Consider the following 12334-nt stretch of genomic DNA (forward strand, 5'->3'; position numbering starts at 1 on the left):
CCCTCTCAGCGGCGGCCGAAGTCGCTGTCAACATACGAGCCCGGGCGCTTTTCGGCTGGATGCTGGCAATTGCAGCCACCATCAAGCTGCAGCCGAACGGTCACCGGACTCGATGCTTCGAGTCGGATGTCGACATGCTCCTGCCCGTTGCTGCTAAGGCGGAGGATTGATTCTTGGTCGGTGAGAAGGGTCATGTCATTGCCTTTGCTGGTATGTGGAGAGTGGATGCGCGCCGGTGGCACGGGCCCTGAAAGCCCGTGCCACCGGGCGGGTTGCTATGGTTCTACGCCGCGACGTATCCGTTCGGGTTCAGCACGAACTTGGTCGCCGAACCGGCGTCGAATTCGGCGTAACCGCGCGGTGCATCCTCAAGTGGGATCGCTGTGGCGTTTACCGCCTTGGCGATCTGGACCTTGTCGTGCAGGATCGCCATCATCAGCTGGCGGTTGTACGACATGACGGGGCACTGTCCAGTGGTAAAGGACAGGGACTTTGCCCATCCGGTGCCAAGGGACAGCGACAGGGAGCCATGCTTTGCTGCCTCGTCAATTCCACCGGGGTCGCCGGTGACATAGAGGCCGGGAATGCCAAGGGCGCCACCTGCAGCGGTGATGTCCATGAGCGAGTTCAGCACGGTGGCGGGGGCCTCGTGGGAGGCGTCCTTGCCGTGGCCGCGGGCTTCGAACCCTACGGCGTCCACGCCGCAATCCACCTCGGGGACGCCAAGGATTTGCTCGATCTGGTCCTTCGGATCGCCCTTGGTGACGTTCACCGTTTCGCAGCCGAAGGAGCGGGCCTGGGCCAGGCGGTCTTCATTCATGTCACCGACAATCACCACGGCTGCACCGAGCAGCTGCGCGCCGACGGCGGCCGCGAGGCCCACCGGGCCGGCACCGGCAATGTACACGGTGGATCCAACGCCCACTCCGGCGGTGACGGCACCGTGAAAGCCCGTGGGGAAGATATCGGAAAGCATGGTCAGGTCCATGATCTTTTCCAGGGCCTGGTCGCGATCCGGGAACCTGAGCAGGTTCCAGTCGGCATAGGGGACCAGCACGTATTCGGCTTGGCCGCCCACCCAGCCGCCCATATCCACGTAACCGTAGGCGCTGCCCGGGCGGTCAGGGTTGACGTTCAGGCAGATGCCCGTCTTGCGCTCCTTGCAGTTCCGGCAACGGCCGCAGGAGATGTTGAAAGGTACAGAGACAATGTCTCCCACCTTGATGAACTCAACGTCCGGACCCACCTCCACCACTTCGCCGGTGATTTCATGGCCAAGGACGAGGTCCTTGGGGGCCGTGGTCCGGCCCCTCACCATGTGCTGGTCCGAGCCGCAGATATTCGTGGTCACCGTGCGCAGGATGGCGCCGTGGGGTACTTTTCGGCCCACATTGGCGGGATTGACGCCAGGCCCATCCTTGAGTTCGAACGTCGGGTAGTCGGTGGTGATGATTTCGACGACGCCGGGTTCTTTGTAGGCAACGGCTCTGTTTCCTGACATGGACACTCCTTTTGGTAGGGGTACTTGGTGCCAGGCCTTCCATTCGGATGGCTTTGCACTGGTCCTGCAACGTTGCAGGCGCTGCCCCATGGCCCGAGAGCGGTGCTTCGATAGGGATACCTCCCCAGGTTTCAGGCCACCGAAGCACCCTTCACGGGCATGGGACGGCTCTTTCTGCCTCTGATGTTGGAAGAGCTTGTAAGGATGAGACTAGGGTCACAGGAGCTGCAACAAAAGCGCGAGATTTTGAAGATAACCCTGCAGAATCTATGCATGGTTTGTCACGCTCAAAACCTTTGCCACTAATTCTCGGCGGGGTCCTCAGACCCTGAGTTGCAGCCCGTCTTTGGCCTGTTCCGAGTGAGCCTTCGCTGCCTGCCCGCCCACGCCGGAGACGGGCTTCACCCGCCGGAGCGCGGCGAGGATGGCGCGGCCCACCACGGCAATGCCGATCACCGTGGTGGCGGCGCGCAGGGTGTCCCAGCCCGCCGTCGAGGTCAGCAGTGAGTAGAGCAGGAAGCTGCTGAGGTTGGTGGCCAGCGGCGCACCCGGCACGTAGGAAATGCCGGTGCCGGCACCCACGGCGAAGGGCCAGAACCACAGGTTGGTCAGCAGCCCGAACAAGTAAGACGCCACCACGCCGTAGCCGGCCAGCATCCACAGTTCCGCCCTGCCCCGCACCCGGCGGGGGAGCAGACCGGCCCCCGCGCCCACCCATGCACACGCAAAGATCTGGAACGGCGTCCACGGCCCAACGCCGCCCCACAGCACACTGGAGACGGCAATAGTGGCCGCGCCGAGGAGCAGGCCGAAACGCGCACCGAACGCCCGTCCGGCCAGGATCAGCAGGATGAAAACGGCTTCCACGCCGCCGACGCCGGTGCTCGCCACCCGGACAGCCGAACCGACGGCGGCCAACACGCCGAGCAGCGCCACCGTATGTGCCGAACGGACCGATCCGTCCAGGGATACGACGACGGCGACCGCCGCCACGGGTGCGATGGCCAGCGCCGCGTAGGGCAGGGCAGCGGTGGCGTCCTGCGGGAGCGCCGCGGCGAGCAGCGGCCAGCAGAATGCCGCGAGGGCCAGCAGGTTGGCGGCGGCGAGGACTGCCAGCTCGACCGGGCGCGGCATCCTGACGCGGTTGGGCTTCACGGTGTCGCGGGGGCCAGCCTGCTCGTTGAGGGTCGCTGGCTGGGGCCTCGCTGCGGGCCGGGGCGGGAGGACAAGCGGTTCGGGGCTGACGAGTGGTTCGGCTGCCGGCGCCACACCATCCCGCATGGGCAGGATATGGGCGCCAAGGTTGTGGGCGAATTCGAGGTCGTGGGTGGCGATCAGGACTGCCGTGCCGTCATCGGCCGCCGCGCGCAACGCCGCCGAGACGGCTGCCCGCGCCGTGGGATCCAGGCCGCGCGTGGGCTCATCGATCAGCACGACCTGCGGGCGGTCCATGGTCTGCAGCGCGATGGCAAGGATCCTGCGCTCGCCGGCCGACAGGTCCCGGGGATGTTCGTGGCCGATGGGAATCTGCACGCCTCCCCGCAACCAGGCCAGGCGTGAGGCGGCAAAGCCAGGGGCGATGTGTTCACCCTTCTTGCCCCGCGCCAGGCGTCGCTCGGCCGCGCGGAGCTCGCCGGAAACGGTATCCCTGGTGAAGAGGTCGTCCGAGGCGTCCGGCACCAGGGCAACCCTGCCGCCGTCAACCTTGCCTTCAACAGCTCCGTCGCCCAGGGCCAGTGCCACCAGGAAGGACGACTTCCCGGCACCGTTTGGCCCCACCAGGGCCACCACTTCACCGCGGTGCAGGGCCAGGGACGCGTTGCGCACCAGCGGCTTGCCCTTGCGGTGCACGGTGAGGTGTTCCGCGGTGAGCACCGGCGCGGAGTCCAGCACCTCCCGCGCAGGACCGGCATCGGGATGGCCAGGAGTCGCGGGTTCACTGCCCGGCACCAAGGCTCCGTCGTCGATGGTCCACCAGGAATCGGCAATAGGGGCGAGTGCTTCCGCGCGGTGCTCCGCCACGATGACGCAGACCCCTTCCTCCCGGGCCAGGGCGCTGAGCACGGTGATGACGCGCGCGCGTGCGGTGGCGTCAAGGTCGGCCAGGGGCTCGTCAGCCAGGAGCAGGGCCGGATGGTCCACGACGGCGGCGGCGATGGCCACGAGCGTCGCCTCACCGGCCGAGAGGGTGCTGACGTTCCGGTCCAGCAACGCGGTGACCCCGATCCGCTCCGCTACCTCATCCACCCGCGCCTTCACAGCAGGGGCGGGTACGCCGCGCAGCTCAAGCGCCAGGCCAATTTCGTCGCTGACCCGCGTGCTGGCGAAGGCGGCGCGGGGATTCTGCAGGACGACCCCAACAAGGCGGGCCGTATCCCGCGGCGGAATAGCAGCACGGTCCAGTCCGCCCACGCGCACCGTCCCGGAAACCTCCCCATCGTCAACATGGGAGAGCAGGCCCGCGATACCCCGCAGGACGGTGGACTTGCCGGAGCCCGTCGGCCCGGTGATGACCGTGACCGAGCCGCCCGGGGGCACGAACCCGTCAACCCTTATGCACGTGTCCCCAATCCGGAACCCGGCGTTCCGCACCAGGAGCGGCATGCCGCCGTCGAACCCTTGCGTCTGCGCCCCGCGGCTGCCGAAGCCGCGCAGCTCCAAGGCCGCGGCGACCCGGCCGGCGTGTTCCAGGGTGCGCTCCAGCACGGGCACCAGGGCGCGGGGTCCAAAGCGCTCGCCCCGCAAGCGGAACGCCAGGCGCACGGAGGCCGCGGCGTCGGCCAGTGCCGGGAGCGCCGCCCACGCCACCACCAGCATCCTGGCTACGCCCTGCAGGGGGCCGCCGCGGGCCAGCCGGACGAAGCCGCGGGAAACATCCACCCAAGCATTGAGCAGGCCGAAGCCGAGGATGGTCGCGGCGATGGGCAGGGCGGACAGGACTGCCGCCCAGAGGCCGGGCAAGGTGACCGGGCCGAGGAAGACCACGTGGGCATATGGGGCAGGAAGCCTTAGCGGCGGTAGGTCGAGCAGGATGGGGCTGCCGGTGCCCGCCCCGTTGAAAAGGACGCGGTAGACGACCCGCGCCGCGATGAACACAACGGCGAGGACTGCCGCTGCGCGCAACGGCGCGGGCCGGAAGGTCATGCCGCGGGGGCTGCGGGCTCGCCGTCCACCGTGAAGAGCAGTTCCAGGCTCTCTCCCGGCTTTACCTTCTGGGTGGAGAGGGCCTCCTGCGCGTATTCCCAGTTCCCGGACTCCGGCTTGATCCAGATTGACCAGTAGGCGGAGGCCGCGGGCATGCCCTTGCATTCCTCGCGGTAGGTGCCGTCCTTGTGCTTGACGTCGAAGTCGGCGGCGGGGACGCCGTTCACGCGGCATACGGCATCGGGGTACTGGGTGGTGCCCTCGGTCTTGATCTTTGCCTCGTCGAGCACCTTGGAAGCCACGGTGGGACCGTCCACGGACACGCAGGTGGAGGTGCTGGCGGCAGCCTGTTTCAGGGCACCGGAATCGACGATGACCTTCACTCCGGCGCATTCCCCGCTTGAGCTGCTGGAAGAAGCGCTGGCAGAAGCGGATGCCGGGGAGTCAGAGGCACTGGGCTGGTTGGCCGGCGTGGAACAGCCGGCGAGGGCAATCAGGAGACCGGCGGCGGCGAGTGAGCCCGCGGCGGCGGTACGAATCTTAGTCAAAGTCACCTGTCAAGGGTAGGGCGTTGCCGGTCCGGAGCAGGAGGCCGTCCCCTTGTGTGACGCCATCACTCAACATGGGCGGGGGCTGGTGACGCACAAGGGCCGACGGCGGCACTCGGGTGAGTGCCGCCGTCGGCCCTTTCTGCGGGAAGTGTTAGGCGGATTCCGTTGCCAGGGTCCCGTTGACCGCCAGCGCATCCTGCGGCGTGTCGTGGGGTGCCTGGTGCCGTCCGGCGCCTGACGACGGGTGGGCGGCGACGGCCGCGGCGTGCTCGGCCAGCACCCCAGTCTGGTGCCGGATCTTGAGGCGGTAGAGCAGCGTCCCGCCGATGACCACAGCGGCTACGAACATCACGCCGCCCCACTGCAGGTACCACTCAAAGGGCGGCACCGAGTTGTAGATCTCCGGGCGGGGCCAGATCAGGTTCAGGGTCATGGCACCGCCCCACAGGACCGCCAGGATGTTCACGGGAACACCCCACTTGCCCATGCTGAAACCGGGTTCGGAGCCGTCGTGCGCCAGGGGCCATTTCTTCAGGAAGCGGTTGCGCAGCATGGGCACCGTGACCAGGAGGTAGGACAGGTAGATCAGCACGATGCTGATGCTGGACAGGATGGTGAAGATCGCCGGCTGCATGACGTTGATGAGCAGCGGGACGACGGCCAGGACGCCCACCACGATGGCCGCGACGGTGGGGGTCCTGCGGACCGGATCCACCTTGCTGAGCTGCCGGCTGAACGGCAGGTTGTTGTCCCGGGCCATGGCAAACACCATGCGGATGGCTGCCGCGTGGACCGCCAGCGTGCAGACCACCACGGCCACCACGATGCACAGCAGGAAAGCCTTGCCGAAAGGCCCGCCCAGGACGGAGAGCACGATGTGCTGCAGGCCGCCGTCGGCAGATCCCACCTTGGGGTCGGTCAGGTCAGGTGCGGCCAGGATGCCGAACAGCAGGATCAGGCCGCCCAGCACGAACGAGGCCGTGACGGCGCGCAGGATGGCCTTGGGCGCCGTGCGCTTGGGGTCTTTCGTCTCCTCGCCCAGGGAGCTTGCGGTGTCAAAGCCGTACATCACGTAGCCGGAAGCCATGGCGCCGATGAGGAAGACGCCGAAGAAGCCCAGGTCATTGCCTTCCCCGAAGCCCGCGGTGTCGAAGAAGACCTCCGGCCCCCGCACCACGTGCCAGCCCAGTGCCAGGATGAGCAGCACGGCCGCGATCAGTTCCACGAAGACGCCGATGCTGTTGATCCGGGTCATCAGCTTTACGCCGAACGCGTTGATGAGGGTGGAGATGGTGATCATGATGGTGGCCAGCACCACGCCGTTCATGGCGAAGTCGTACGGGCCGGTGCCGTCACCAACGAACTGGAAGCCGGACCAGAGCTGCGGCAACGTCAGCTGCAGGGCCAGTGCCACGGCTCCCAGCGCCATGATGCTGGACAGCATCAGCAGCCAGCCGGCCAGCCACGCGGTGGTGCCGGATGCGAGCCGTTTGGCCCAGTTGTACACGGACCCGGCCACAGGGTAGCGGCCGGCCAGTTCGGCAAAACACAGCGCCACCATCAGCTGGCCGGCGAAGACGAGGGGCCAGGACCAGGCGTAGGCCGGGCCGGCCATGGAAAAACCAAAGTAGAACAGCTGGAAGACACCGGTGAGGATGGAGATGTAGCTGACGCCTGCGGCGAAGCTGGCAAACTTGCCGATGCTCCGGTCCAGGGTCTGGGTGTAGCCGAATTCGTCCATGCCGCTTGAATCAATACTCTTGCTGGGTTCCAATATGGACTCCTAGATCAGAAAAGCAGATGGTGGTTGCCTGGTCTCAGGCGAAGGAAGGGCTGAGCTCCGCTTCTTCAGTTGCAGCGCATCCGGTCTGGGCTGCGCGGATCAGATCGGCGCAGCGCTCGCCGATCATCATGACGGTGATGTTGGGGTTGACGGTGATGTGTTCGGGCATGACGGACGCATCGGCGACGCGGAGGCCGGTGACGCCCTTGACCCGCAGCTGGGGGTCCAGCGGCGACATGTCGTCGTCGTTCGGGCCCATGCGGACGGTGCCCACCGGGTGGTAGACGGTGTTGTGGGTCTTGCGGATGTAGTCCTGGAGTTCCTCGTCCGTCTGCGCTTCGACGCCGGGCGAGAGTTCGCGGCCGGTCCATTCCGCCATGGCGGGCTGGGCGGCGATTTCGCGGGCCTTCCGGATGCCGGCCACCATGACGCGCATGTCATGGCCTTCGGGGTCCGTGAAGTAGCGGGGGTCCACCATGGGCTTGTCGCGGAAGTCGCGGCTGCGCAGCCGGACGGTGCCGCGGGAGCGGGCGTGGGTGACGTTTGGGGTGAGGCTGAAGCCGTTTTCCGTGGTGGGGTAGCCGTGCCGCAGGGTGTTCATGTCGAACGGGACGGAGCCGTAGTGCATCATCAAGTCGGGGCGGTCCAGGCCCTCTTCGGTGGGCGTGAAGATCCCGATCTCCCACCACTGCGTTGAGGTCTGCACCATGGGCTGCCTGGCCTCGAACTGGACCACGCCTTCGGGGTGGTCCTGCAGGTGCTCGCCCACGCCGGGGGAGTCCACCAGGACCTCGATGCCGTGCTGGGCCAAGTGGGCCGCCGGGCCGATCCCGGAGAGCATGAGCAGCTTGGGGGAGTCGATGGCGCCGGTGGACAGGATGACCTCCTGGCGCGCGGTGAGCCGGTGGGTGCGGCCAAACGCCGAGTCAACCACGTCCACGCCGGTGCAGCGCTTGTCCGCGTCAAACACCAGCTGGCGGGCGCGGAGGCCGGTCAGCAGGGTGAAGTTTTCGCGTTCCATGATCGGGTGGATGTAGGACACGGAGCTGGAGGCGCGCGTGCCGTCCGCCTGGCGGTTGATCTGGAAGAAGTTGGCGCCGTTGACCACGGTGGTGCCGGTGTTGAACTTCGCCCGGGGAATCCCGGCCTGCTCGCAGGCGTCCAGAAGCGCGACGCCGGCAGGATCCGCCGGGGGCACGTTCATCAGGTGCACGGGGCCGGAGTCCCCGTGGTGGGGTGCGTCCGGGCCGGCGTCCTGGTTGGTTTCCAGCCGCTTGTACAGCGGCCAGGCGGCGTCGGCGTTCCAGCCCGTGGCGCCGTACTTGGATTCCCACTCGTCCAGGTCCTCCCTCGGCGCCCAGAACGCGATGCAGGAGTTGTGGCTGGAGCAGCCGCCCATGACCTTGGCGCGGGCGTGGCGCATGAAGGAGTTGCCGTTTTCCTGCGGTTCCACCGGGTAGTCCCAGTCGTAGCCGGATTCCAGCAACTCCATCCAGCGGTCCAGCTGCAGGATCTCGGGAATGTTGCGGTCATCCGGTCCGGCCTCCACTAGCGCCACGGTGACGTCCGGGTCCTCGCTCAGGCGTGCGGCCACTGCTGCGCCGGCCGATCCGCCGCCGATGACGATGTAATCGAACGAGCGCCCGCTGAGGTCCTCGATGTTGTCGACGTGCATCTAGTTCTCCTTGCCGTGGTCAGCGAACCAGCCGGTTACCTGGGGGTTGGTGTTCTGGTAGATGTGCTTGGCTTCCTGGTACTCCGCCAGGCCGGTGGGTCCCAGCTCGCGGCCGACGCCGGACTGGCCGAACCCGCCCCACTCGGCCTGCGGGAGGTAGGGGTGGTAGTCGTTGATCCAGATGGTGCCGTGCCGCAGCCGGTTCGCTATGCGCTGGGCCTTCCCGGCGTCCTGGGTCCACACCGCCCCGGCCAGCCCGTAGATGGTGTCGTTGGCGGTGGCTACGGCCTCGTCCTCGGCGCGGAAGGTTTCCACGGTGACCACGGGGCCGAACGCCTCGGCGGTGACCACGGACATGCCGCGCCGCACCTGGTCCAGGATGGTGGGCTGGTAGTAGAACCCGGCGTCGTATTTCTCTTCCGAAGGCGCGGCACCCCCGGTGCGGAGCCGCGCGCCTTCCTGGATGCCGCGCTGGACGTAGGCGTGCACCTTGTCGCGGTGGGCGGCGGAGATCAGCGGGCCGGTTTCGGCGGCGTCATCGAAGGGGCCGCCGAGCCGGATGGCCTCGGCGCGCCGGACCAGCTCGGCCACGAAGCGTTCGGCGATGGATTCCTCCACCAGCAGCCGGGCGCCGGCCGAGCAGACCTGGCCGGAATGCACGAAGGCGCCGTTGAGGGCGTTGTCCACGGCGGCGTCGAAGTCAGCGTCGGCGAACACCACGTTGGGGTTCTTGCCGCCCAGCTCCAGTGCCACTTTCTTGACGGTGCCGGCGGCGGCAGCGGCGATGCGCTTGCCCGTTTCCAGGCCGCCCGTGAAGGAGACGAGGTCGACGTCGGGATGTTCAGAGAGCGGTGCGCCCGCCTGGGCGCCGGCGCCGGTGACGAGGTTGGCCACCCCGTCCGGCAGGCCGAGGTCCTGCAGCAGCTGCATGGCCAGGATGCTGGTGGACGGCGTCAGCTCGGAAGGCTTGAGGACGAAGGTGCACCCGGCGGCCAGAGCGGGGGCGATCTTCCATGCCGCCTGAAGCAGGGGGTAGTTCCACGGCGTGATCAGGCCGCAGACGCCGACGGGTTCGTAGACGATCCTGCTCACGACGCCGGGGTCCCCGGCATCCACCACCCGCCCGGCCTGCTGCCCGGCCAGCCTGCCGAAGTATTCAAAGCAGGCGGCGATGTCGTCCATGTCGATGCGACTTTCGACCATCCGCTTGCCGGTGTCCAGGGACTCGGCCCGGGCGAACTTTTCCCTGCGTTCGCGAAGCCCCGCCGCGACCTTCAGGAGGAAGGATCCGCGCTCGGGTGCCGGAACGGAGGACCAGACGCCGGAGTCGAAGGCGGCACGGGCCGCTGCAATGGCGCGTTCGGCGTCTTCGCGGCCGGCCTCGGAGACGGTGGCCACCAGCTCGCCGTCTGCCGGGTTGTGGATCCGGCGCACGGCGCCGGACGCGGCCGGCTCCCAAACGCCGTTGATGAACAGGGAGGAAGCTGTCTCAGTTTCTTCGGTCGGGGCTGCATCCCGGACCGGTGTGGCGTAAGTCATAGGAAGGACAGTAATGCACGTTGAACAAGTGTTCAATACATTTCTTGAACACTTGTTCAATGAATTTGAAGGGGCTACCGTTGCCTTGCGGCAGCTCTCTTAGGCGAAAGCGATCTGCTCCGTGCGCTCGATGCTCCGCTGGATGGAGGCCTTGTCCACGCCGAGCAGCGCCGTCAGCCACATGCCGTTCTGGATGACCACGATGTCCGCCGCCCGCTCCCGGCATGCCTCCCATGACAAATCCGATTTGGCGCTGGACACCAGTGCCGCGAGTCCGTCGATGTACCGGTCGAAGGCCGCGGCGTTGATCTGTGCGTAGTCCTCGTCCGCCTGGGCGAGGGCCCAGAGGTGCAGGCGCAGGGACAGGTAGCGGGTGGTCAGCAGGTCGGTGGCGGCCACGCGCCGGAGGGCCTTGCGCAGCTGCTCATCCGGGGGCGACGACGGATCCGGGGCAACGAGCGCCAGGTCATGCTCATCCACCCGTCGCAGGGCTGCCCGGATCAGGGTGGTCTTGTCGTCGTAGTAGTAGTTGACCAGGCCCAGCGCCACGCCGGCTTCCCGGGCCACGGCCCGCATGCTCACACCGGAAATGCCGTGCCGGGAGAGCAGATCCATCGCCGCTTCGAGAATGCGGGTCTGTCTGTCAGTCTGTTCGCCGGAGTTCACGGCACTGGTCCCCATCTGGCCAGACTATTGCCTAACCGGGTGGGAGCGCACTTCCGGGCGGGCCGGGCAGTCGGCTGTTGATTCTTGTTTGAAGCCTTCTCCAGCAGGGCACCTTGCTTGTGCATCTGGATTTTGTCTGTACAGCTTTGGAGATAGATGGAAAGCGCAAGCCTCATGGCCCTGTTATTTGTGGGTGCCGCCGGGAGAGGCTGGAGCGCCCAGCCCAACGCCCGCGAAATCGTTGCCAGGCCTTCGCGGCTGCCGGCCCTCTGGATGGCGGCCCGGAGCAGGACGGCCACGTTCCTGCACCGGCTGGCGTGGGCAGTGGAGCCGGACCCGCGCTGACGCAGGAGAATCCCCGCCTTACCGAAGTGAGGCGGGGATTCATTCGTCGGCAGGCGCCTACTTTTTAGGCAGGCCCGCCGGGTTCAGCTCGGACTTCTGGATGGCCTCCGAGGAGAGGCCCCAGCGGTCCAGGATTTTGGCATACGTGCCGTCCTCGATCAGGTGGTTGAGTGCGGCCTGGGCGGCGACCGCCAGGCCGTTGCCCTTCTTGGTGGTGAAGGCGATCTGCGCGGTCAGCGGCCAGCCGCCGTTCAGCGTGCCCACCTGCTTCGTCTTCCCGTCCTGCGCTGCCTTGTAGGCGGCAGCCGCGTTGGGGCCGAACGTGAGGTCCGCACGGCCTGACTGAAGGGCCAGGCTCGAGGCCGAGTCGTCGTCGTAATACTGGAACTCCACCGGCGCCAGACCGTTCTTCTTGTTCTCCTCGTCCCAGCGCACCAAAATGGCTTCCTGGTTGGTGCCGGAGCCCACGATGATCTTCTTGCCCGCCACGTCCTTGGCTTCCTTGATCTCCCCGATGCTGGAACCGCTCTTGGTGTAGAAGCCCAGCAGGTCGTTGCGGTAGGTGGCGAAATCGAACTTCTCCTTCCGCGCCTCGGTGACGGTCACGTTGGAGAGGACGGCCTCGTACTTGGACGATTCGATGCCCAGCGGCCAGTCGGCCCACGCCACGGGCAGGACCTCCACGTCGAGGCCCAGCGCCCCGCCCACCGCGTAGGCGATGTCCACCTCGCTGCCGATCAGGGTTTTGTTGTCAGTGGCGAACAGGCTGAGCGGAACCGTGCCGCCGGTGGTCACCACGGTGAGCTTGCCGTCGGCCCTGATGGCTTCCGGGACCAGGGCCGCTGCGGCGTCATCCTTGGTCACCTTGAAGCGGTCCTGCTGCGGGGACAGGTTGAAGGTCTTGCCGCTGGAGTTGGTGGCGGACGACGACGGTGCTGTCGCCGCCGAGGCGCCGGGATCGGAGCAGGCAGCCAGTCCCAGCAGCGCTGAGACGGCCAGGGCAACGACGGCGGCCGGCTTGGGTTTGAAGGCCATGGTTCCTCCTTGGAAGGGGGCGGGGATGCAACGGAATGTGCGCGTTGCAGCAACTATCCGGCAGCCCCGGAACGGGAATCAAAGCCTCCGAAACC

10 protein-coding genes are annotated in these 12334 nt (G+C 67.1%); 1 reads left to right on the top strand and 9 read right to left on the bottom strand.

The window, feature by feature from the left end; all coding sequences use genetic code 11:
- Nucleotides 1-5 precede the first annotated feature (5 nt).
- From ACR65K_RS10305 to ACR65K_RS10340, 8 genes are all read right to left on the bottom strand, one after another.
- Nucleotides 6-194: a hypothetical protein gene (locus ACR65K_RS10305; RefSeq protein ID WP_440152664.1), complete on the bottom strand. Its 189-nt coding sequence runs from the start codon at nt 192-194 to the stop codon at nt 6-8.
- 89 nt (nt 195-283) lie between these two features.
- Complete coding sequence (gene fdhA / locus ACR65K_RS10310) at nt 284-1501, bottom strand: formaldehyde dehydrogenase, glutathione-independent (RefSeq protein WP_142118249.1); 1218 nt, start codon at nt 1499-1501, stop codon at nt 284-286.
- A gap of 321 nt (nt 1502-1822) precedes the next feature.
- Nucleotides 1823-4645: an ATP-binding cassette domain-containing protein gene (locus tag ACR65K_RS10315; protein ID WP_440152665.1), complete on the bottom strand. Its 2823-nt coding sequence runs from the start codon at nt 4643-4645 to the stop codon at nt 1823-1825.
- A complete protein-coding gene (locus ACR65K_RS10320; protein ID WP_440152666.1) occupies nt 4642-5199 on the bottom strand; it encodes a hypothetical protein in 558 nt (185 codons plus the stop codon). Before ACR65K_RS10320 ends, ACR65K_RS10315 begins: the two co-directional genes overlap by 4 nt.
- Before the next feature lie 148 nt (nt 5200-5347).
- Nucleotides 5348-6937 (bottom strand): APC family permease, encoded by a 1590-nt coding sequence (locus ACR65K_RS10325; RefSeq protein WP_440152883.1) that lies wholly within the window; start codon nt 6935-6937, stop codon nt 5348-5350.
- Nucleotides 6938-7013: 76 nt separating this feature from the next.
- Nucleotides 7014-8654, bottom strand: a complete 1641-nt coding sequence (locus ACR65K_RS10330; RefSeq protein ID WP_440152667.1) for a GMC family oxidoreductase — start codon at nt 8652-8654, stop codon at nt 7014-7016.
- The gene (locus ACR65K_RS10335; RefSeq protein WP_440152668.1) at nt 8655-10193 is read right to left on the bottom strand and encodes an aldehyde dehydrogenase family protein; all 1539 of its coding nucleotides are present in this window, start codon (nt 10191-10193) and stop codon (nt 8655-8657) included.
- A gap of 99 nt (nt 10194-10292) precedes the next feature.
- On the bottom strand, nt 10293-10874 hold the full coding sequence (locus ACR65K_RS10340) for a TetR/AcrR family transcriptional regulator (protein WP_440152669.1): 582 nt from the start codon (nt 10872-10874) through the stop codon (nt 10293-10295).
- 141 nt (nt 10875-11015) lie between these two features.
- Here ACR65K_RS10340 and ACR65K_RS10345 point away from each other — a divergent pair, with 141 nt between their 5' ends.
- Nucleotides 11016-11204 carry a hypothetical protein gene (locus ACR65K_RS10345; protein ID WP_440152671.1) on the top strand — a complete coding sequence of 63 codons (189 nt, stop codon included), beginning with the start codon at nt 11016-11018 and terminating at the stop codon, nt 11202-11204.
- Between the two features lie 57 nt (nt 11205-11261).
- Here the strand turns inward: ACR65K_RS10345 and ACR65K_RS10350 are convergent, their stop codons facing one another.
- Nucleotides 11262-12239 carry an ABC transporter substrate-binding protein gene (locus ACR65K_RS10350; protein WP_440152673.1) on the bottom strand — a complete coding sequence of 326 codons (978 nt, stop codon included), beginning with the start codon at nt 12237-12239 and terminating at the stop codon, nt 11262-11264.
- Nucleotides 12240-12334 lie beyond the last annotated feature (95 nt).

The organism is Arthrobacter sp. SAFR-179 (assembly GCF_059414945.1).

What these genes read in the sequence shown, in the direction of transcription:
- ACR65K_RS10305 (WP_440152664.1), bottom strand. Translation starts at nt 194, where the DNA reads ATGACCCTTCTCACCGACCAAGAATCAATCCTCCGCCTTAGCAGCAAC.
- fdhA (WP_142118249.1), bottom strand. Translation starts at nt 1,501, where the DNA reads ATGTCAGGAAACAGAGCCGTTGCCTACAAAGAACCCGGCGTCGTCGAA.
- ACR65K_RS10315 (WP_440152665.1), bottom strand. Translation starts at nt 4,645, where the DNA reads ATGACCTTCCGGCCCGCGCCGTTGCGCGCAGCGGCAGTCCTCGCCGTT.
- ACR65K_RS10325 (WP_440152883.1), bottom strand. Translation starts at nt 6,937, where the DNA reads ATGGACGAATTCGGCTACACCCAGACCCTGGACCGGAGCATCGGCAAG.
- ACR65K_RS10330 (WP_440152667.1), bottom strand. Translation starts at nt 8,654, where the DNA reads ATGCACGTCGACAACATCGAGGACCTCAGCGGGCGCTCGTTCGATTAC.
- ACR65K_RS10335 (WP_440152668.1), bottom strand. Translation starts at nt 10,193, where the DNA reads ATGACTTACGCCACACCGGTCCGGGATGCAGCCCCGACCGAAGAAACT.
- ACR65K_RS10340 (WP_440152669.1), bottom strand. Translation starts at nt 10,874, where the DNA reads ATGGGGACCAGTGCCGTGAACTCCGGCGAACAGACTGACAGACAGACC.
- ACR65K_RS10345 (WP_440152671.1), top strand. Translation starts at nt 11,016, where the DNA reads ATGGAAAGCGCAAGCCTCATGGCCCTGTTATTTGTGGGTGCCGCCGGG.
- ACR65K_RS10350 (WP_440152673.1), bottom strand. Translation starts at nt 12,239, where the DNA reads ATGGCCTTCAAACCCAAGCCGGCCGCCGTCGTTGCCCTGGCCGTCTCA.